Source organism: Serratia sp. 4542, from assembly GCF_016805595.1.
Classification (GTDB): domain Bacteria; phylum Pseudomonadota; class Gammaproteobacteria; order Enterobacterales; family Enterobacteriaceae; genus Serratia; species Serratia nevei.
The window spans coordinates 369,811-389,021 of record NZ_RXKV01000013.1 but is presented as its reverse complement, the minus strand read 5'-3'; the positions used below and the strand labels follow the sequence as shown (position 1 = coordinate 389,021).

Sequence of the window (19,211 nt, the reverse complement as noted above, 5' to 3'; positions counted from 1 at the left end):
GAACGCCAGGTCATCTCCCGCCGGAGCATCAAAACGCGCGCCAATGCTAACCACATTGGCGTTGCCGCACCATAAGACAACTACGTAGAAAGGCCAATTCTAGTGAAAATTAGCCTGATTGGAACGAGAAAACCTTATCCGGACGTGATGAAAGTGCAACAGATTTTGCAGACGGTCGAAAAATCAGACAATCGCTAGGCCAATTCGCCTTTCACCAGCGGGACAAAACGCACCGCTTCCACCGCATCGACAACGAACTCGTTGCCATGGCGTTGAATGCGTTTGAGGGTTTGGGCCTGCTCGCCCACCGGCAGCACCAAAATGCCGCCGTCGTCCAATTGTTCCACCAGCGCCTGCGGGATCTCCGGCGGTGCGGCGGTGACGATGATCGCATCGAACGGACCGCGCGATGCCCAGCCCTGCCAGCCGTCGCCGTGGCGGGTGGAAACATTATGAAGATCGAGCTGCTTCAGGCGGCGCTTGGCCTGCCACTGCAGCCCCTTGATGCGCTCGACGGAACAAACGTGTTGCACCAGATGTGCCAGGATAGCGGTCTGATAACCGGAACCGGTGCCGATCTCCAGCACCCGTGAAGTGGGCTTCAAATTCAGCAGCTCGGTCATCCGCGCCACCATATAAGGCTGGGAAATGGTCTGGCCGGAGCCGATCGGCAGCGCGGTGTTTTCGTAGGCCTTATGATCCAGCGCTTCGTCGACAAAACGCTCACGCGGCACCGCTTCGATCGCCCGCAGCAGCTTTTCGTCCCGGATCCCCTGCTGCCGCAGCTGCGTCAGCAATGTTTGCATACGCTTGTTCACCATTCCCCGCTAACCTCTGCCTTGGTTAACCATGTTTTCACGACTTCCTGCGCCGCGTAGGCGGTCAAATCCACCTGCAGCGGCGTGATCGCCACATAGCCTTGTTCCACCGCCGCAAAGTCGGTATCCGGCCCGACATCAAATTTATCACCAGGCGGCCCGATCCAGTAGAGATTTTGTCCGCGCGGATCCTGCTGGCAGAACACCTTGTCGGCGGGATGGCGGCTGCCGCAGCGGGTAACGCGCAGGCCTCTAATCTCCGCCAGGGGCAGATCCGGTACGTTGATATTCAGGATTTTTCCGGTACGCAACGGCTCTCGCCGCAACGCGCGCAGGATACGGCAGGTAATGACGGCGGCAGTCGCATAGTGCTGGTGGCCGTTCAACGACACCGCCAATGCGGGCAGCCCCAAATGCCGGCCCTCCATCGCCGCTGCGACGGTGCCGGAATAGATGACATCGTCGCCCAAATTCGGCCCGGCGTTGATGCCGGAGACCACGATATCCGGTGCCGGATGCATCAGTGCGTTGACGCCAAGGTAGACACAGTCGGTCGGCGTCCCCTGCAGCACCGCAATATCGCCGTTGGCCAGCGTCTGCGTGCGCAGCGGCGATTCCAGCGTCAGCGCATTGGAAGAGCCGCTGCGGTTACGATCCGGTGCCACGACCTGCACCTCGGCGAATTCCCGCAGCGCCGCCGCCAGCACCTGAATGCCCGGAGCGCTGACGCCGTCATCGTTACTCAGCAATATCCGCATCACTGTCATCCTGCTGCATGATCTCGCGAACTACGCTGGTGGCGAAGCTGCCTGCCGGCAGCCAGAAGCGCAGTTCCACGGTAACGTCATCCCACCAGTTCCACAGCATATTTTGCGGCTGTAACAGCAGGGCCCGACGAGCGGGTTCGACACGCTCGCGCTTTAAAAGCGTAAGCAATTCCGGCTGCTCCGCCAAGCATTGTTGTTCAAATGCCAACGCATCGCCGGCAGTACCCGGCTCGCCGTCGCCCGGCAACGTCGCGGTGACAACCAGCTCGCCGGCATCCAGGCGCTGTTGCAGCGTCTCCAGCTCATCGGCTTTGGCGACAAACCAGCTGCCGCGGCCGCTCAGCTGCAGGGCGTCACCTTCCAGCACGGTGCGCTGCAGGTCGTCGGCCAGGCGCCTGCTCGCGACCAGATTAAACAGCGCGCTGCGGCTGGCGGACAGGTAGAAACTACGCTTGCTGCGCTCTTTGACGCGAATTTCGTCATTCGCCCAGCGGCGCGCCATCACCAGGTTGTTGCCGCCGCGGCCGAAACGCTGGCTGCCGAAGTAGTTCGGCACGCCCTGCGCGGCGATGGCCTGCAGGCGGCGTTCCACGTCCTGCCGGTCGGAAATCTGGCGCAGCACCAACGTAAAGTGGTTGCCCTTCAGGTTGCCGATGCGCATTTTACGCAGGTGGCGGGCGTACGAGAGCACCTCGCAGCCTTCCAGCGTAAACCGAGAGAAATCCGGCGTGTCCTTACCCGGCATATGCAGGCAGAACCACTGCTCGGTCACCGCGTGGCGATCCTTCAAGCCGGCATAGCTGACGGAACGGGCGTGAATACCGGCGAAGCGCGCCAGGTAATCGGCCACGAACTGGGTATTGCAGCCGTTTTTACGGATGTTCACCAGTACGTGCTCGCCTTCACCGTCCGGTGCAAAGCCCAGGTCTTCCACCACCACGAAATCTTCCGGATTGGCTTTCAACACCCCGGTGCTCTGCGGCCGGCCATGCAGCCAGGTCAGATTCGCCATATCCATGCGGTTATTCCTTGATCAGCAAGGCGACCGCTTCGCAGGCGATACCCTCGCCGCGCCCGGTGAAACCGAGCTGCTCGGTGGTGGTGGCCTTCACGTTGACGTCATCCATATGGCACTGCAGATCTTCCGCCAGGAAGACGCGCATCTGCGGGATGTGCGGCGCCATTTTCGGCGCCTGAGCGATAATGGTGATATCGAGGTTGCCGAGGCGGTATCCTTTGGCGCGGATGCGTTTCCAGGCTTCGCGCAGCAGTTCGCGGCTGTCGGCGCCTTTGAACGCCGGATCGGTATCGGGGAACAGCTTGCCGATATCGCCCAGCGCCGCCGCGCCCAGCAGGGCGTCGGTCGCGGCATGCAGCGCGACGTCGCCGTCGGAGTGGGCCAGCAAACCTTTGTCGTAAGGGATGCGAACGCCACCGATCACCAGCGGGCCTTCGCCGCCGAATTTATGTACGTCAAAACCGTGACCGATACGCATGATGCGCTCCTTAATTGTCCAACTGAGTCAAATAAAACGCCGCCAGCGCCAAATCCTCCGGCCGCGTTACTTTAATGTTGTCCGCCCGGCCGGCGATCAGCTGCGGATGATAACCGCAATGCTCCAGCGCCGAGGCTTCGTCGGTGACGTTCGCACCTTCATCCAGCGCGCGCTGCAGGCACTGCTTGAGCAGCGGCAGCGGAAACAGCTGCGGCGTCAGCGCGTGCCACAGATCCTGGCGTTCGACGGTGTGGGCGATGGTTTCGCGGCCGGGTTCGGCGCGTTTCATGGTGTCGCGCACCGGGGCGGCGAGAATGCCGCCGACCTTGCTGTGTGCGGTGATCGCCAGCAGGCGCTCGAGATCGTCGGCGTGCAGGCAGGGGCGTGCAGCGTCGTGCACCAGTACCCAGTCCGCATCGCCCGCCAGCTTCAGCCCGGCCATCACCGAATCGGCGCGCTGCCTGCCGCCCTCGGTGACGATCACCCGCGGATCCTGGGCGATCGGCAACTGTTCGAACTGGCGATCTTCGGGGCCGATCGCCACGATCACCCGCTCAATGCGCGGATGACGCAACAGGGCGTGGATGGCGTGCTCGACGATGCTGTGCCGGCCGATGGTTAAATATTGCTTCGGGCATTCCGCCTGCATGCGGCTGCCGATACCGGCAGCGGGCAGGACGGCAATCACCGAGGGAAAGGTGCCTGCGGAGTGATTCATGCGTTATTTTTGTGCGTTATTTTGCGAGGAAGACGCCGCGTTGCGTCTGGATTGGTCAGGAACCAGACGATAGAAAGTCTCACCGGGCTTGATCATGCCCAGCTCATTACGCGCTCGCTCTTCGATCGCTTCCTGACCGCCGTTCAAATCATCGATTTCGGCAAACAGCTGATCGTTACGCGCTTTCAACTTGGCGTTGTTGCCCTGTTGGACCGCAACGTCTTCATTGACTCGCACGTAATCGTGAATACCATTTTTGCCCAGCCACAGTGAATACTGTAACCAACCGAGCAATGCCAGCAATAGCAGCGTAAGTTTTCCCATCTCCGCCCCCTGAAAAACCGACCAATCATCCCACAACTTTTCGTTGGACTCCACACTGAGAGCGGCATTTCAACGCCAAATTCAGAATACGGATGAAGGGTTCCCGAGTTTATCGCCCAATTCCGCGGCGAAAGCGGCAAAAAAAGCCCCTTACACCGGATGCGCACGACGCGTTTTCCAATGAGGTACACACTGCCCTTCACCCATTATGCAGCAAGAACCACTGCACCGCCGCTTTCTACCCCATCGCTTACTCCGCCGCAACGCAAAAAGTGAATATTTACCACCATAGAAAGAATAATCCTTATGCAGGGGTTGTACTTTCATTCATTGAAGCTTATTTTTATGCACTACTAGTGCATAAATAATTCCAATATATAACCTTTCATTATCGGGGATCGCGATGTTAAAACGTTTAGTTCTGATCGGCGCCTGCCTGGCCGCCACCTTCTCCACCGCCGCGTTGGCGGCTGAACCTACCTACGTCGTCGGTTCCGGCGGCACCTATCGGCCGTTCGAATTTGAAAACAGCCAAAAACAGCTGGAAGGTTTCGACATCGACATCATCAAAGCGGTGGCCAAGGCCGAAGGCTTCCAAATCAAACTGATCAATACACCGTGGGAGGGGATCTTCGCCACGTTGAATTCCGGCGATCGAGACATCATCATTTCCGGCATCACCATCACCGACAAGCGCAAACAAATGGTTGATTTCTCGGCGCCTTACTTCCCGGCCGAGCAGGCTATCGTGGTGCCGCAGGACTCGACGGTAGACTCCATCGCCGCGCTGAAAGCGCTGAAGGTCGGTGTGGTGAACTCCAGCACCGGCGACATCGTGGTGTCCGACGTGCTGGGCAAAAACAGCACCGCCATCAAGCGCTTCGACAATACCCCGCTGATGCTGCAGGAGCTGTATGAAGACGGCATCGGCGCGGCGGTCGGCGACGTCGGCGTGGCCAAGTTCTATATCAAAACCCACCCTGAGAAAGCCTTCAAGCTGGTACCCGACGCCAAGTTCGAGCGCCAGTATTTCGGCATCGCCGTCGCCAAAGGCAACGATGAGCTGCGCAACAAGATCAACGCCGGCCTGAAGAAAATCGTCGCCGACGGCACCTACGCCAAGATTTACCAAACCTGGTTCGACAGCAACGTACCGACGCTGCCGGCGGAATAATACCCTGTCGCCGGCGCCCGCCAGGCCGTCGGCGCCCCCCCGTTTCAGCCTACCAAGAAGGAATACCTTTTGAACTTCCGTTGGGAGATCATCCAGGAATACGCGCCGCTGTTTATGGAAGGTGCCTGGATGACCATCAAATGCACCATCATCTGCGTGCTGCTGGGCACCACCTGGGGATTGATCCTCGGGCTGGGCCGTTTGGCGCAGGCGCCGCACGGCATCTGGAAACCCATCCTGCATTACGGCGTTCAGTGGCCGGTGCGCATTTACATCAGCGCCTTTCGCGGCACGCCGCTGTTCGTGCAGATCATGGTGGTACACTTCGCGCTGGTGCCGCTGTTCATCAACCCGCGCGACGGCCTGCTGGTCACCAGCGGCCTGATGAGCGTCGATTTTGCCCGCGCGCTGCGCGCCGACTACGGTGCCTTTCTCTCCTGCGTAGTGGCGATCACGCTCAACGCCGGCGCCTATGTGTCGGAGATCTTCCGCGCCGGGATCCAGTCGATTGACCGCGGCCAGATGGAGGCCTCGCGCTCGCTGGGCATGAGCTACGGCAAGACCATGCGCCAGGTGATCCTGCCGCAGGCCTTCCGCCGCATGCTGCCGCCGCTGGGCAACAACGCCATCGCCATCGTCAAGGATTCGTCGCTGGCCTCCGCCATCGGCCTGGCGGATCTGGCCTATGCCGCCCGCACCGTCTCCGGCGCCTACGCCACCTATTGGGAGCCCTACCTGACCATTTCGCTGGTCTATTGGGTCATCACCTTCCTGCTCTCGCTGCTGGTGCAACACATGGAAAAGAGGTTCGGTAAAAGTGATTCGCGTACATAACCTGCAAAAACAGTTCGGCGAGAGCCACGTGCTGCGCGGCATTTCCTGCCGGATCGCCGCCAACGAAGTGGTGTGCGTCATCGGCCCTTCCGGCTCCGGGAAGAGCACCTTCCTGCGCTGCATCAACGCGCTGGAAACGCTCTCCGGCGGCGAGATCGAGGTCAACGGCTTCGCCGTCCACGATCAAAAAACCGACCTGAACAAGATGCGTGAAAGCGTGGGTATGGTGTTCCAGCGCTTCAACCTGTTCCCGCACATGACGGTGTTGGAAAACATCATCATGGCACCGGTGAGCGTGAAGAAACGGCCGCGCGCCGAAGCCATCGCGCAAGCCGAGCAACTGCTGCACAAGGTCGGGCTGCTCGACAAGATAGACGCCTACCCCAACAGCCTGTCCGGCGGCCAGCAGCAGCGGGTGGCGATCGCCCGCGCGCTGGCGATGGAGCCGAAGATCATGCTGTTTGACGAACCCACCTCCGCGCTCGATCCGGAGCTGGTGGGCGAAGTGTTGGCGGTGATGAAATCGCTGGCACACGAGGGCATGACCATGGTGGTGGTCACGCATGAGATGGGCTTTGCCCGCGAGGTGGCCGATCGGGTACTGTTTATCGATCAGGGGATCATTCAGGAGGAAGGTGCGCCGCAGCAGATCTTCAGCCATCCGGCCAATCCGCGCACACAGGCGTTTCTGAGCAAAGTTTTGTAACCTTCGGCACCGCTTTGCAATCCTTCGGGCGCCGGCAGCGGCGCCCGCTCTCTCACCACCCGGTCAAGAAGCTGAACACCAGCCAGAACAGGCACAGCACGATGGCGCCGGTCAGCAGCAGCGTCAGGATCAGACGGCCGCGCAACAGCATGCTGAGGGTGATGCCGATCAGCACCGACAGCGGCATCAGCGCCAGGAAGAACGGCCAGGTATAGAGCAGGAAAAACAGCGTGTTGGAACCGTAAACCAGGAACGGCAACGCGAACGCCAGCCAGTAGAAAACAAAGCCGCTGACGCCGCCCAGGAAAGAATAAGAAGGCTCCTCTCTCTCCTGTTTTGACTGCTTGGAGTCGATCAAGATAGGCGTGACATTTTGCATAGTGATCCCTGGTTATTCGGCTCGCTCTGCGGCGGCTTAGAGTAAAAAGCGCATGGCGAAAAACGCCACACGCTTTTTTTGAATTCAGGGTTTGATAATAGCCTGACCACGCAACACGTCTAACAATTGCGCAATCAAATTTGTTACCAATTGTTGGCCATCAAGGTGGATTTCCGGCTGCTGCGGCGCCTCGTAAACCGCGTCGATACCGGTGAAATTGCGCAGCTCGCCGGCGCGCGCTTTTTTATACAATCCCTTCGGATCGCGCGCCTCGCAGATCGCCAACGGCGTGTCGACGAACACTTCGATAAAGCGATCGTCGCCGAGCATTTCGCGCACCATCTGCCGCTCGGCGCGGTGCGGCGAAATAAACGCGGTCAGCACCACCAGCCCGGCATCCACCATCAGTTTGGCCACTTCCCCCACCCGGCGGATGTTCTCGCGCCGATCCTCGTCAGAGAAGCCGAGATCGCGGCACAGGCCGTGGCGCACGTTATCACCGTCCAGCAGATAGGTGCTGACGCCGAGCTCGTGCAGCGCCTGCTCCAGCGCGCCGGCGACGGTGGATTTGCCCGAGCCGGACAGCCCGGTAAACCACAACACCGCGCCGCGATGGCCGTTGCGCGCTTCGCGATCCGCGCGCGTCACCGCGTGCGGATGCCAAACCACGTTCTCATCGTCCGGCCCGGTCGCCCTCAGTTCGGCGGCCACCTTATCGACCACCGAGCAGATCGCGTGCGCCCCAGTGCGGGAAGTGCTTGCGCACCAGCGCATTCAGCTCCAGCTCGAAGACGCTGAACTCGCCGTGCGCCGCCGGGGTGGCCTGCAGCGTTTCGCGCACCAGACCGGCGCCTACCGTGACGTTGCTCATGCGATCGATGAAGATCAGCCCGCCGGTGTCGTGATTGCTCTGATAGCTGTCCAGCACCAGCGGCTCGTCGAAGGTCAGCTCCACCAGACCGATGCCGTTAAGCGGCAACGTGTCTGCCGGGTGCTGCGCCAGCGTATTGATCTCCACCTGATGGCGGATGCTCTCCACGCGGGCGCGGGTCTTTTTACCGGCGATCTTGATGTCGTAGCTCTGGCCCGGCACCAGAGGCTGCTCGGCCATCCATACCACGTCCACCAGCGCGCTCTGCGCCGCCTGCAGGCTTTCGCCGGCGTCGACCAGCAGATCGCCGCGGCTGATGTCCACCTCATCCTTCAGCACCAGCGTAATCGCCTCGCCCGGGACCGCCTCTTGCAGATCGCCGTCGAAGGTCACGATGCGCGCCACGCTGGACTCCACGCCGGAAGGCAGCACCTTGACCCGTTGCCCCACCCGCACCATGCCGGCGGACAGCGTACCGGCATAGCCGCGAAAATCGAGGTTCGGGCGGTTGACGTACTGCACCGGGAAGCGCAGCGGCTGGTTTTCTCGCTCGCTGACCACGTCAACGCTCTCCAGCACTTCCAGCAGCGTCGGGCCGCTGTACCACGGCATATGGGCGCTTTCGCTCGCCACGTTGTCGCCGTCCAGCGCCGACAGCGGCACGAATTTGATATCCAGATCGCCTGGCAGCTGCTGGGCAAAGGTCAGGTAATCCTGTTTGAACTGCTCGAACACCGCTTCCTGGTAGTCCACCAGATCCATTTTGTTCACCGCCACCACCAGATGGCGAATGCCCAGCAGGGTTGCGATAAAACTGTGGCGACGAGTCTGGTCCAGCACCCCTTTGCGCGCGTCGATCAACAAGATCGCCAGATCGCAAGTGGAGGCGCCGGTGGCCATGTTGCGGGTGTACTGCTCATGCCCTGGGGTATCGGCGATGATAAATTTGCGTTTTTCGGTCGAGAAATAGCGATAGGCCACGTCGATGGTGATGCCCTGCTCGCGCTCGGCCTGCAGGCCGTCCACCAACAGCGCCAGATCGAGCTTCTCGCCCTGGGTGCCGATGCGTTTGCTGTCGCTGTGCAGCGTCGACAGCTGATCCTCGTAGATCTGGCGGGTATCGTGCAGCAGGCGACCTATCAGGGTGCTTTTGCCGTCGTCGACGCTGCCGCAGGTCAGAAAGCGCAGCAGGCTCTTGTGTTGCTGCGCGTGCAGGTAGGATTCGACGCCGCCCTGGTCAGCGATTTGTTGTGCAATTGCGTTGTTCATCCGGCGGCTCCTTAGAAATACCCTTGACGCTTTTTCAGCTCCATCGAGCCGGACTGATCGCGGTCGATCATCCGCCCCTGGCGTTCACTGGTGGTGGAGACCAGCATCTCTTCGATGATCTCCGGCAGGGTTTGCGCCTGCGAATCCACTGCGCCGGTCAGCGGCCAACACCCCAGGGTGCGGAAACGCACCATGCGCTGGCTGATCACTTCGCCCGGCTGCAGATCGATGCGATCGTCGTCCACCATCATCAGCATGCCGTCGCGTTCCACCACCGGGCGCGGTTTCGCCAGGTACAGCGGCACGATGTCGATCTTTTCCAGGAAGATGTACTGCCAGATGTCCAGCTCGGTCCAGTTCGACAGCGGGAAGACGCGGATGCTCTCCCCTTTGTTGATCTGGCCGTTGTAGTTGTGCCACAGCTCCGGCCGCTGGTTTTTCGGATCCCAGCGGTGGAAGCGATCGCGGAACGAATAGATGCGCTCTTTGGCGCGCGATTTCTCCTCGTCGCGCCGCGCACCGCCGAAGGCGGCGTCGAAACCGTACTTGTTCAACGCCTGCTTCAGGCCCTCGGTCTTCATGATGTCGGTATGCTTGGCGCTGCCGTGCACGAACGGGTTGATGCCCATCGCCACCCCTTCCGGATTTTTATGCACCAGCAGCTCGAAGCCGTACTCTTTCGCGGTGCGATCGCGGAACTCGTACATTTCGCGGAACTTCCAGCCGGTATCGACGTGCAGCAGCGGGAACGGCAGCGTGCCGGGGAAGAACGCCTTGCGCGCCAAATGCAGCATCACGGAAGAGTCTTTGCCGATGGAATACAGCATCACCGGGTTGGCGAATTCAGCGGCGACTTCACGGATGATATGGATACTCTCCGCCTCCAATTGCCGCAAATGAGTGAGTCGTTTTTCGTCCATAACAGGTCCTTAAAAGCCTTGCCTATGCCAAATTCACGACGGCCGGGCGCGCGGCCCCTTCCGTCTGCGATTGATGCCCGAACCAGGCGATTTGATGGTGCAGTTCCACCACTTCGCCAATCACCAGCAGCGCCGGCAGCGGCGCCCGTTGGGCCAGATGTTCCAGTTGATACAGCGCGCCGATCTGCACCTGCTGATCGGCGCGCGTGCCGCGGCTGATCACCGCCACCGGCGTATCGGCAGCGCGGCCGTGGGCGATCAGGCGTTGGCTGATGTCCGCCGCCTTCATGGTGCCCATGTAGATAGCCAGCGTCTGCCGCGCCCGGGCCAGATCGGCCCAGTCCAGGCCATCGCCGTCGGGGCGGCAGTGGCCGGTGATAAAGGTCACGCTCTGCGCGTGGTCGCGGTGCGTCAGCGGAATGCCGGCGTAGGCGGTCGCCCCCGCGGCGGCCGTGACGCCCGGCACCACCTGGAACGGAATGCCGGCGGCGGCGGCTACCTGCAGCTCTTCGCCGCCCCGGCCAAAGATGAACGGGTCGCCGCCCTTGAGGCGCACCACGCGTTTGCCCTGCTGCGCCAGCGCCACCAACAGCCGGTTGGTCTCTTCCTGGATCACCGAGTGCGCGCCGGCGCGCTTGCCCACGCAGATGCGCTCGGCGTCGCGGCGCACCAGATCGAGGATCTCGCCGCTGACCAGATGGTCATACAGCACCACGTCCGCCTGCTGCATCACCTGCAGCCCGCGCAGGGTCAACAGCCCCACGTCGCCCGGCCCGGCGCCCACCAAGGCTATCTCACCCTGCGCGCCTTCATCGCCTGCGGCGAAGCTTTGCAAATCCTGCTCAAGCTGCCGCTCCGCCTGCGCCGTCTGGCCGTTGGCCACCAGCGTGGCGAAACGGCCGCCGAAGGTTTTCTCCCAGAAACGGCGACGCTCGCCGATCGAGGCCAGCCGCTGTTTGACCTGGCCGCGCCAGCGGCCCGCCACCTGCGCCATCTGCCCCAAACTGGCGGGCAGCAGCGCCTCCAGCTTTTCGCGCAGCAACCGCGCCAGCACCGGCGCCTGGCCGCTGGACGATACGGCCACCACCAGCGGCGAGCGATCGATGATCGACGGGAAGATGAACGAGCAGCGCGGCTGGTCGTCCACCACGTTGGCTAACACCCGGCGTTTATCCGCTTCGGCAAACACCGCGGCGTTCAGCGCGTTGTCGTCCGTGGCGGCGATCGCCAGAAACACGTCGTCCAGTTGCGGCGGGTCAAAGGTTTTCCCCAGCCAGAGCAGTTGCCCTCGCTGACGTTGTTGTTCCAGTTCCGGTGAGAGCGACTGCGCAACTATCCGTATTTCAGCCCCGGCGCGCTGAAGCAGATCGACTTTGCGCGCAGCCACGTCACCGCCGCCAACGACCAGCACCGGACGTTGTTTCAGATCGGCGAATATTGGTAGATAGTCCACAACAGCCTTTTCATATAACAGAAAGATAGTGTGACTATACGGGCTGAGATTTAGCCTCTGAAATGACGAAAAGGAATGATTAGTTCCTTTATGGAATATAGGCCGCAACGCAGGAGGCAAACGGTGATAATCGCACGGCGGTTTGCGCATTCGCGCGAAAATTAAGAGACGGGGAAATTGTGTAATGCCGCCCGGCGTCTCATACTGGGTGCCGCAGAAAAATGATCGGCAGCGCCGATAGCAAAGAAGGATTTTTCGGTATGTTTTCCCGTTTTTACCTGAAGACCAGCCTGCTGGCCCTCGCACTCGGCGGCGTCTTCAGCGTTTGTGCCGCACAGCCCGCAAAAGACGCGCCAATGGGCCGTTTCGCCGCCGAACAGACCCGCCACATCGCCACTTACTTCCCCGGCCGCATGGCGGGCAGCCCGGCCGAATTGCTCACCGCCGACTACCTGAAGCAGCAGTTCGGCAAGATGGGTTACCAAAGCGACATTCGCAGCGTCAACACGCGCTATCTCTACACCAGCAAAGACGGCAAGAAGAACTGGAACAACGTCACCGCCAGCTCGGTGATCGCCGCCCGCAACGGCGACAGTCCGAAACAGATAGTGATCGTCGCCCACTTCGACACCTACACGCCGCAGAGCGACGAAGATCTGGATAACAACCTCGGCGGCCTGACGCTGCAGGGCGTCGACGACAACGCCTCCGGCATCGGCGTGATGCTGGAACTGGCGGAGCGCCTGAAAAGCATCCCCACCGCCTACGGCCTGCGCTTCGTCGCCACCAGCGCCGAAGAGCTCGGCTCGCTGGGCGCACAGAACTACCTGCAACGCATGAGCGCGGAAGAGAAAAGCAACACCGTGCTGGTGATCAACCTCGACAGCCTGATCACCGGCGATCGTCTGTACTTCAACGCCGGGCGCAACACGCCGCCGCAGGTGGCGAAACGCTCCCGCGATCGCGCGCTGGATATCGCCCATCGCTACGGCATCGCCGCCGCCAGCAATCCGGGTAGCGCACAGCATCCGAAGGGCACCGGCTGCTGCTCCGATCAAGAGGTATTCGACGCCGCAGGCATCCCGGTGCTGTCGGTGGAGGCCACCAACTGGTCGCTGGGCGATAAAGACGGCTACCAGCAGCGCGCCGTCAGCCCGCACTTCCCGCAGGGCATTACCTGGCACCGCCCGCAGTATGACAACCTGCAGTACCTGGATCGCTACCTGCCGGGGCGGATCGACAAACGCAGCCGCGACAGCGTGCAGATCCTGCTGCCGCTGATCAAAGAGCTGGCACAGGCGCACCCGCCGAAAGCACAGAAGAAAAAGTAGCCCGCAAAAAAACAGGGCCCAGCATTGCTGAGCCCTGTCGTGTGATTCGCCTCGTTTAGCCTTCGTGCAGGCCGCACTCGCGCTTCAGCCCGAAGAAACGCGTCTCTTCCTCGCTCATGCCCGGTTCCCACTTCTGGGTGGTGTGGGTATCGCCTACCGACAGGTAGCCCTGCTCCCACAGCGGGTGATAGCTCAACCCGTGCTCGGTCAGATACTGGTAAATCTTGCGGTTGTCCCAGTCGATGATCGGCAGGATCTTGAACACCCCGCGCTGCACCGCCAGCACCGGCAGATTGGCGCGGCTGCCGGACTGCTCGCGCCGCAGGCCGGCGAACCAGCTCTGTGCCCCCAGCGTCTCCAGCGCGCGGTTCATCGGCTCAACCTTGTTGATCTGGTTGTACTTTTCAATCCCTTCCACGCCCTGTTCCCACAGCTTGCCGTAGCGCGCCTCTTGCCAGGCGGGAGACTGTTCGGCGCGGAACACCTGCAGATTCAGCTTCAGCTGGTCGGTCAGTTGATCGATAAAGCGGTAGGTTTCCGGGAACAGGTAACCGGTGTCGGTCAGGATCACCGGGATATCCGGCCGGATGCGCGTCACCAGGTGCAGACACACCGCCGCCTGAATGCCGAAACTGGACGAGAGTACGAACTCGCCGGGCAGATGCTCCAGCGCCCATGCAACGCGCTGTTCGGCGCTGAGGGTCTCCAGTTGGCCGTTGACCACCGCCAATGCCAGCGCCTGCCCGGATTTGGGCAACGCGTTCAGCGCCGCCAGATCGAATTCAGCCATGTTGTCTCTCCTGCTACTTGAAATTACCTGTGCGGCCCCTCTGCCCAGGGACCGCCCGGCCTCACTCCCAGAAATCTCGCGCCGGATCCAGCACCGGTTTGACGATGCCCGCGCGAACGGTGAAGTCGCCGAAGCCTTCGCCGGCGTTGCGCTCCTTCGCCCAGCGCCCCACCAACAGGTCGATCTCGCTCAGGATCTCGTCTTCGTTGATGTTCTCGCGGTACATGCGCGGAATGCGCGTGCCTTCGCGGTTGCCGCCCAAATGCAGGTTATAGCGGCCGACCGCCTTGCCCACCAGCCCCAGCTCCGCCAGCAGCGCGCGGCCGCAGCCGTTCGGGCAGCCGGTGATGCGCAGCACGATATGCTCGTCGCCCACCCCGTGCCGATGCATGATCCCTTCCACCTTGGTGACGAACTGCGGCAGGAAGCGCTCGGCCTCCGCCATCGCCAACGGGCAGGTCGGGAACGATACGCAGGCCATCGAGTTCTTGCGTTGCTCGCTGATCTCGTCGTCGATCAGGCCATGATCGCGCGCCAGGGCTTCGATCTTTGCCTTCTCGCTTTCCGGCACGCCGGCGATGATCACGTTTTGGTTCGCCGTCAGACGGAAGTCGCCTTTATGGATCTTGGCGATCTCCGCCATGCCGGTCTTCAGCGGGCGCCCCGGATAGTCCAGCAGGCGGCCGTTCTCGATAAACAGCGTCAGGTGCCACTGATCGTCGATGCCCTTCACCCAACCGATGCGATCGCCGCGGCCGGTGAATTCATACGGCCGGATCGGCGCGAAGGTGATGCCGGCGCGCTTTTCCACTTCGGCGCGGAAAACGTCCACCCCGACACGTTCCAGCGTGTATTTGGTTTTGGCGTTCTTGCGATCGGTGCGGTTGCCCCAGTCGCGCTGCGTGGTCACCACGGCCTCCGCGACCGCCAGCGTATGTTCGAGTGGAATGTAGCCGAACTCGCTGGCCTGGCGCGCGTAGGTTTTCTTGTTGCCGTGCTCGATGGACAACCCGCCGCCCACCAGCAGGTTGAAGCCTACCAGCTTGCCGTTTTCGGCGATCGCCACGAAGTTCATGTCGTTGGCGTGCAGATCGACGTCGTTCTGCGGCGGGATCACCACCGTGGTTTTGAACTTACGCGGCAGGTAGGTCGGCCCCAGAATCGGCTCTTCGTCGGTAGTGGCCACCTTCTCCTGATCCAGCCACACCTCGGCGTAGGCGCGGGTGCGCGGCAGCAGGTGTTCGGAGATCTTCTTCGCCCACTCGTAGGCTTCCTGATGCAGCTCGGACTCCACCGGGTTGGAGGTGCACAGCACGTTGCGGTTCACGTCGTTGGCGGTCGCCAGCGCGTCCAGCCCCAGGCGGTTCAGCAGCTGGTGCACCGGTTTGACGTTGCCTTTCAGAATGCCGTGAAACTGGAACGTCTGGCGGTTAGTGATGCGAATGCTGCCGTACAGCGTGCTCTCCTGCGCGAACTTGTCGATGCCCAGCCACTGCTGCGGGCTGATGATGCCGCCCGGCAGGCGGCAGCGCAGCATCATGGCGTGGCGCGGCTCCAGCTTCTGCTCGGCGCGTTCGGCGCGAATATCGCGGTCATCCTGCTGATACATGCCGTGAAAACGGATCAGCAGGAAGTTGTCGCCGTTGAAGCCGCCGGTCAGGCCGTCATTCAAATCTTCGGCGATGGTGCCGCGCAGGAAGTGGCTCTCCTTCTTCATGCGCTCCGCATCGGCCAGTTTGCCTTCGACTACCAAAGGCCCGGGGTGTTTATCACTCATCAGTAAACATCTCGCTGATAACGGCGCTCAAGGCGCAGCTCACTTAAAAATTCATCCGCCTGCTCGGTATCCATGCCACCGTGCTCGGCCACCAGTTCCAGTAATGTGTTTTCCACGTCTTTCGCCATGCGATTGGCATCGCCGCAGACGTAAATGTGCGCGCCTTCCTGAATCCAGCGCCACACTTCCGCGCCCTGTTCGCGCAGTTTGTCTTGTACGTATATTTTATGTTGTTGGTCGCGGGACCAGGCCAGATCGATGCGGGTCAGCAGGCCGTCTTTCACATAGCGCTGCCATTCGACCTGATACAGGAAATCTTCGGTAAAGTGCGGGTTGCCGAAGAACAGCCAGTTCTTGCCGCCGGCGCCGTCGGCGTCGCGCTGCTGCATAAAGGCGCGGAACGGCGCGATGCCGGTGCCCGGGCCGATCATGATCACCGGCGCTTCCGGATTGGCCGGCAGGCGGAAGTTGTCGTTGTGTTCGATAAACACCCGCACGTCGCCGTCCTCCTCCAGGCGATCCGCCAAGAAGCCGGAGGCGCCGCCGCTGCGGGCGCGCCCGTCGATGTCGTAACGCACCACGCCTACGGTGATGTGCACTTCGCTTTCGTTCTCCGCCTGCGAAGAGGCGATGGAGTACAGGCGCGGCGTCAGCGGGCGCAGCAGACCGACCAGCTGTTCGGCGCTCAGGTCCGCCGGCGCCTGACGCACCATGTCAACGATCGGCGTGTTGTGCGCATAGTGCTGCAGCGCGGCTTTATCCGCCAACAGGCCGATCAGCGTTTCGTCGCGCGACAGCGCGGCGTATTTATCGACGATCGGCGTGGTGTTCTGCGTCAGTTCGAAATGGCTGCGCAGCGCCTGCGCCAGCGGCAGGGTTTGCCCTTCCACCTCGACCGGCTCGTCGCCTTTCAGCCACAACAGCTGCACCAGTTCGTCCACCAGCGCCGGATCGTTGTCGAACCATACGCCGAGCGCATCGCCCGGCTGATAGCGCAGGCCGGAGTCGCCCAGATCGATCTCGATATGGCGCACGTCTTTATCCGACGCGCGGCCGGTAATTTTCTGATTGACCGCCAGTTGGGCGGTGAGCGGCTGTTCCTTGCTGTACGGGCTGCTGTCGATCAGATCGACCGCGCCGCTGGCCAACACGCCCGGCGCGGCGCTTTCCGCCGGCGCGCGCGCCTTCAGCACCGATACCACCTGTTTGCGCCAGGCGGCGGCCAGTTCCTGGTACTCCACGTCGGCGTCCACGCGCTCCACCAGGCGCTCGGCGCCCAGCTCGGCCAGCTTGCCGTCGAAATCCTTACCAGACTGGCAGAAATTCTCATAAGAGGTGTCGCCCAGCCCGAACACCGCAAAAGCGGTATCATTCAGCTTCGGCGCCTTCTTCGAGAACAGGAATTTATGCAGCGCCACCGCTTCTTCCGCCGGTTCGCCCTCCCCCTGCGTCGAGGCGACGATCACCAGCAGGCGCTCTTGAGCTATCTGCTTGAACTTGTAGTCGCCGGCGCTGATCAGCGTGGCGCTCAGATTGGCGGCCAGCAGATCGTCGCGCAGCTGCTCCGCCAGGCGGCGCGCATTGCCGGTCTGCGAAGCGGAAATGATGGTGATGCTGGCGGCAGCCGCAGGGGCGACAGGCGCAATGGCCACGGCTCCGGGCTGTTGATTGACCATGCCCCAAAAATAGCCGGACAGCCACGCCAGCTGCGTCGGCGAATAGTCGCCGATCGTCGCCTGCAGGCGCGCCAGCTGTTCGGGCGTCAGCGGGAGCAAAGATGTTGGAGGAGCCTGAGTCGTCATTGCTGTACTTATTTCCTATACTTAGCGCCTTTCCTGCCAGGCGCGCGCCAGTGTCAGTCGCTGTCTCTTCGCTGCGTCGGGTGTGCGGAAAAGATCAGGAGAGTTTGTAAGGTTACCGAGCAGAATAGCAACGATTAAATAAGGGATAGCAATAAATCATAACCAAAATGACTAAGCTGTTTTTCTGGTAAGGGATAACGCTTAAACCGTTAAACAAAGTTTTTTATCCAGATGAAATTAAAGCGCTTTTTTTCATCGTTTTTTCACCGTTCAACATTTCGGCTCATTACCCCAGCCGATAGGTGCCGCAAACACCAAACAAAAAAAGTGTTAACCGGGCGCAGTTATCGCGGCGCTAGACCATAACGGTATAAATGGCAAGCAGACGCGCTTTCCGGTACTATGCGGCGGTTTTTGAGTCAATGAGGCCGTAATAATGGCAACCACGCTGTTTAAAGATTTTCAGTTTGAAGCCGCACACCGTTTGCCGCACGTGCCGGAGGGCCATAAATGCGGCCGCCTGCATGGGCATTCGTTTATGGTGCGTCTGGAAGTGACCGGTGAAGTGGATCCCCACACCGGTTGGGTGATGGATTTCGCCGAGCTCAAGGCTGTGTTTTCCCCGATCTGGGAGCGGTTGGATCACCATTATCTGAACGATATTCCAGGATTGGAAAATCCCACCAGCGAAGTGCTCGCCGCCTGGATTTGGCAGCAGCTCAAGCCCCAGTTGCCGGAACTGACTGCGGTGATGGTGAAAGAGACCTGTACTGCGGGATGCGTATATAAAGGTTAAAAGAAAGGGCGCCGCAAAGGCGCCCTGGTTTTAGGCGATGTTCAGATACTTGTGGGTCTGCATCGACAACCGCCAGTTGCGCGCGATACAGGTTTCGATGCACAGGCGGGTCGCCTCTTCTTTCTGGCTGATCGGCTGCAGCGCAATAATCCGTGCCTTGTCGTCCTGCAGCGTCGCCAGCAGCGCGTCCAGCGCCTCGATGTCGCGCTCGCGCGCCACCGGATGCTTCACCTCGTCGGCGCGCCGCAGCGCCTGATCCAACACCTTCATGCCGCCGCGCATATTCACCTTCGGCGAAACCGTCACCCAGGTTTTGGCGGAACAGCGAATGTCGTGGGTGCCGCTGGTCTCAATCTGGCAGCCGTAGCCATGCTGTTCGAACAGCTCGGTCAGCGGCGTCAGATCGTAGATGCAGGGTTCGCCGCCGGTGATCACCACATGGCGCGCGGTGTAACCTTGTTGGCGCATCACCGCCAGCAGCTGCTCGGCGCCGGCATTGCCCCAGGCGTCGCTTTCCTCTGTTTTGACCAGGATCCGTTGCAGGTCGACTTCCCGATTGGCTTCCTTTTCCCAGGTATGTTTGGTATCGCACCAACTGCACCCTACCGGGCAGCCCTGCAGGCGGATAAAAATGGCCGGCACGCCGGTGAAAAAGCCTTCGCCCTGCAAGGTTTGGAACATCTCATTGATCGGGTACTGCATCGGTTTCTCAATCTGGAAAAGTAAAAAGCGATTATCGCAGATTCCGGCCCGCCGACCAAACGGCCAAAATTGTATTAAATTTTATTCTCCGCGCCGCCGCCAGCATATCCCACCGCCAATGGCGCTCATTTAATTTGTGAGTCGTGCTTTGGCCTTTCATCCGCGGTGCAACCTGCTCCACAGAAAACAACACGCAGTTAACAAATAAGATAATTATATTTGACATAAAGCGCCGACGCGCAGATGTATATACAAGCAAACACAAGCCGAGCGCCAGTTTCGGC

The 19,211-nt window shown here is 61.0% G+C and carries 20 protein-coding genes; 5 read left to right on the top strand and 15 right to left on the bottom strand.

The annotated features are described in order from the left end of the window. Positions 1 to 194: 194 nt before the first annotated feature. From EKL15_RS21110 to ftsB, 6 genes are read right to left on the bottom strand one after another with little or no spacing between them, the layout of a single operon-like run. On the bottom strand, positions 195 to 821 hold the full coding sequence (locus EKL15_RS21110; protein ID WP_047728898.1) for a protein-L-isoaspartate(D-aspartate) O-methyltransferase: 627 nt from the start codon (positions 819 to 821) through the stop codon (positions 195 to 197). Then, positions 815 to 1,576: a 5'/3'-nucleotidase SurE gene (gene surE / locus EKL15_RS21105; protein WP_084826836.1), complete on the bottom strand. Its 762-nt coding sequence runs from the start codon at positions 1,574 to 1,576 to the stop codon at positions 815 to 817. The genes EKL15_RS21110 and surE overlap by 7 nt, the downstream gene beginning before the upstream one ends. Then, positions 1,557 to 2,603: a tRNA pseudouridine(13) synthase TruD gene (gene truD / locus EKL15_RS21100; protein ID WP_060440754.1), complete on the bottom strand. Its 1,047-nt coding sequence runs from the start codon at positions 2,601 to 2,603 to the stop codon at positions 1,557 to 1,559. The genes surE and truD overlap by 20 nt, the downstream gene beginning before the upstream one ends. 4 nt (positions 2,604 to 2,607) lie before the next feature. After that, on the bottom strand, positions 2,608 to 3,081 hold the full coding sequence (gene ispF, locus EKL15_RS21095; RefSeq protein ID WP_004932594.1) for a 2-C-methyl-D-erythritol 2,4-cyclodiphosphate synthase: 474 nt from the start codon (positions 3,079 to 3,081) through the stop codon (positions 2,608 to 2,610). Positions 3,082 to 3,091: 10 nt separating this feature from the next. Next, positions 3,092 to 3,799 carry a 2-C-methyl-D-erythritol 4-phosphate cytidylyltransferase gene (gene ispD, locus EKL15_RS21090; RefSeq protein WP_060422529.1) on the bottom strand — a complete coding sequence of 236 codons (708 nt, stop codon included), beginning with the start codon at positions 3,797 to 3,799 and terminating at the stop codon, positions 3,092 to 3,094. Between the two features lie 3 nt (positions 3,800 to 3,802). Further along, complete coding sequence (gene ftsB, locus EKL15_RS21085) at positions 3,803 to 4,123, bottom strand: cell division protein FtsB (protein ID WP_016929043.1); 321 nt, start codon at positions 4,121 to 4,123, stop codon at positions 3,803 to 3,805. Between the two features lie 403 nt (positions 4,124 to 4,526). Here ftsB and EKL15_RS21080 point away from each other — a divergent pair, with 403 nt between their 5' ends. The 3 genes from EKL15_RS21080 to EKL15_RS21070 all read left to right on the top strand — a co-directional run bounded on the left by EKL15_RS21080 (position 4,527) and on the right by EKL15_RS21070 (position 6,837). Continuing rightward, the gene (locus EKL15_RS21080) at positions 4,527 to 5,297 is read left to right on the top strand and encodes a basic amino acid ABC transporter substrate-binding protein (RefSeq protein ID WP_039568898.1); all 771 of its coding nucleotides are present in this window, start codon (positions 4,527 to 4,529) and stop codon (positions 5,295 to 5,297) included. Positions 5,298 to 5,411: 114 nt separating this feature from the next. Next, positions 5,412 to 6,131, top strand: coding sequence for an amino acid ABC transporter permease (locus EKL15_RS21075; protein WP_042706788.1), 720 nt, complete (start codon positions 5,412 to 5,414; stop codon positions 6,129 to 6,131). Further along, positions 6,115 to 6,837 carry an amino acid ABC transporter ATP-binding protein gene (locus EKL15_RS21070; RefSeq protein WP_038871895.1) on the top strand — a complete coding sequence of 241 codons (723 nt, stop codon included), beginning with the start codon at positions 6,115 to 6,117 and terminating at the stop codon, positions 6,835 to 6,837. Before EKL15_RS21075 ends, EKL15_RS21070 begins: the two co-directional genes overlap by 17 nt. A gap of 52 nt (positions 6,838 to 6,889) precedes the next feature. Here EKL15_RS21070 and EKL15_RS21065 read toward each other — a convergent pair whose 3' ends face one another. From EKL15_RS21065 to cysG, 5 genes are all read right to left on the bottom strand, one after another. After that, positions 6,890 to 7,216, bottom strand: a complete 327-nt coding sequence (locus EKL15_RS21065; protein ID WP_004932611.1) for a DUF3561 family protein — start codon at positions 7,214 to 7,216, stop codon at positions 6,890 to 6,892. Positions 7,217 to 7,300: 84 nt separating this feature from the next. Beyond that, the gene (cysC, locus tag EKL15_RS21060) at positions 7,301 to 7,990 is read right to left on the bottom strand and encodes an adenylyl-sulfate kinase (protein WP_084826839.1); all 690 of its coding nucleotides are present in this window, start codon (positions 7,988 to 7,990) and stop codon (positions 7,301 to 7,303) included. After that, positions 7,929 to 9,356, bottom strand: a complete 1,428-nt coding sequence (gene cysN, locus EKL15_RS21055; protein ID WP_100396062.1) for a sulfate adenylyltransferase subunit CysN — start codon at positions 9,354 to 9,356, stop codon at positions 7,929 to 7,931. Before cysN ends, cysC begins: the two co-directional genes overlap by 62 nt. Positions 9,357 to 9,367: 11 nt before the next feature. Beyond that, positions 9,368 to 10,276, bottom strand: a complete 909-nt coding sequence (cysD, locus tag EKL15_RS21050; protein WP_004932620.1) for a sulfate adenylyltransferase subunit CysD — start codon at positions 10,274 to 10,276, stop codon at positions 9,368 to 9,370. A gap of 22 nt (positions 10,277 to 10,298) precedes the next feature. Continuing rightward, positions 10,299 to 11,729 carry a siroheme synthase CysG gene (gene cysG / locus EKL15_RS21045; RefSeq protein ID WP_070914987.1) on the bottom strand — a complete coding sequence of 477 codons (1,431 nt, stop codon included), beginning with the start codon at positions 11,727 to 11,729 and terminating at the stop codon, positions 10,299 to 10,301. Between the two features lie 260 nt (positions 11,730 to 11,989). On the opposite strand from cysG, the gene EKL15_RS21040 reads away from it, so the two are divergent. Then, on the top strand, positions 11,990 to 13,060 hold the full coding sequence (locus tag EKL15_RS21040) for an aminopeptidase (RefSeq protein WP_100396090.1): 1,071 nt from the start codon (positions 11,990 to 11,992) through the stop codon (positions 13,058 to 13,060). Between the two features lie 55 nt (positions 13,061 to 13,115). On the opposite strand, the gene EKL15_RS21035 is transcribed toward EKL15_RS21040, so the two are convergent. From EKL15_RS21035 to cysJ, 3 genes are all read right to left on the bottom strand, one after another. Then, the gene (locus EKL15_RS21035; RefSeq protein WP_016929052.1) at positions 13,116 to 13,850 is read right to left on the bottom strand and encodes a phosphoadenylyl-sulfate reductase; all 735 of its coding nucleotides are present in this window, start codon (positions 13,848 to 13,850) and stop codon (positions 13,116 to 13,118) included. A gap of 61 nt (positions 13,851 to 13,911) precedes the next feature. Then, positions 13,912 to 15,627, bottom strand: coding sequence for an assimilatory sulfite reductase (NADPH) hemoprotein subunit (cysI, locus tag EKL15_RS21030; protein ID WP_038871907.1), 1,716 nt, complete (start codon positions 15,625 to 15,627; stop codon positions 13,912 to 13,914). Continuing rightward, positions 15,627 to 17,429 (bottom strand): NADPH-dependent assimilatory sulfite reductase flavoprotein subunit, encoded by a 1,803-nt coding sequence (gene cysJ, locus EKL15_RS21025; protein WP_060440759.1) that lies wholly within the window; start codon positions 17,427 to 17,429, stop codon positions 15,627 to 15,629. Before cysJ ends, cysI begins: the two co-directional genes overlap by 1 nt. 436 nt (positions 17,430 to 17,865) lie before the next feature. On the opposite strand from cysJ, the gene queD reads away from it, so the two are divergent. Continuing rightward, complete coding sequence (gene queD, locus EKL15_RS21020) at positions 17,866 to 18,225, top strand: 6-carboxytetrahydropterin synthase QueD (protein ID WP_004932638.1); 360 nt, start codon at positions 17,866 to 17,868, stop codon at positions 18,223 to 18,225. A gap of 30 nt (positions 18,226 to 18,255) precedes the next feature. On the opposite strand, the gene queE is transcribed toward queD, so the two are convergent. Beyond that, positions 18,256 to 18,927 carry a 7-carboxy-7-deazaguanine synthase QueE gene (queE, locus tag EKL15_RS21015; protein WP_047728915.1) on the bottom strand — a complete coding sequence of 224 codons (672 nt, stop codon included), beginning with the start codon at positions 18,925 to 18,927 and terminating at the stop codon, positions 18,256 to 18,258. Positions 18,928 to 19,211 lie beyond the last annotated feature (284 nt).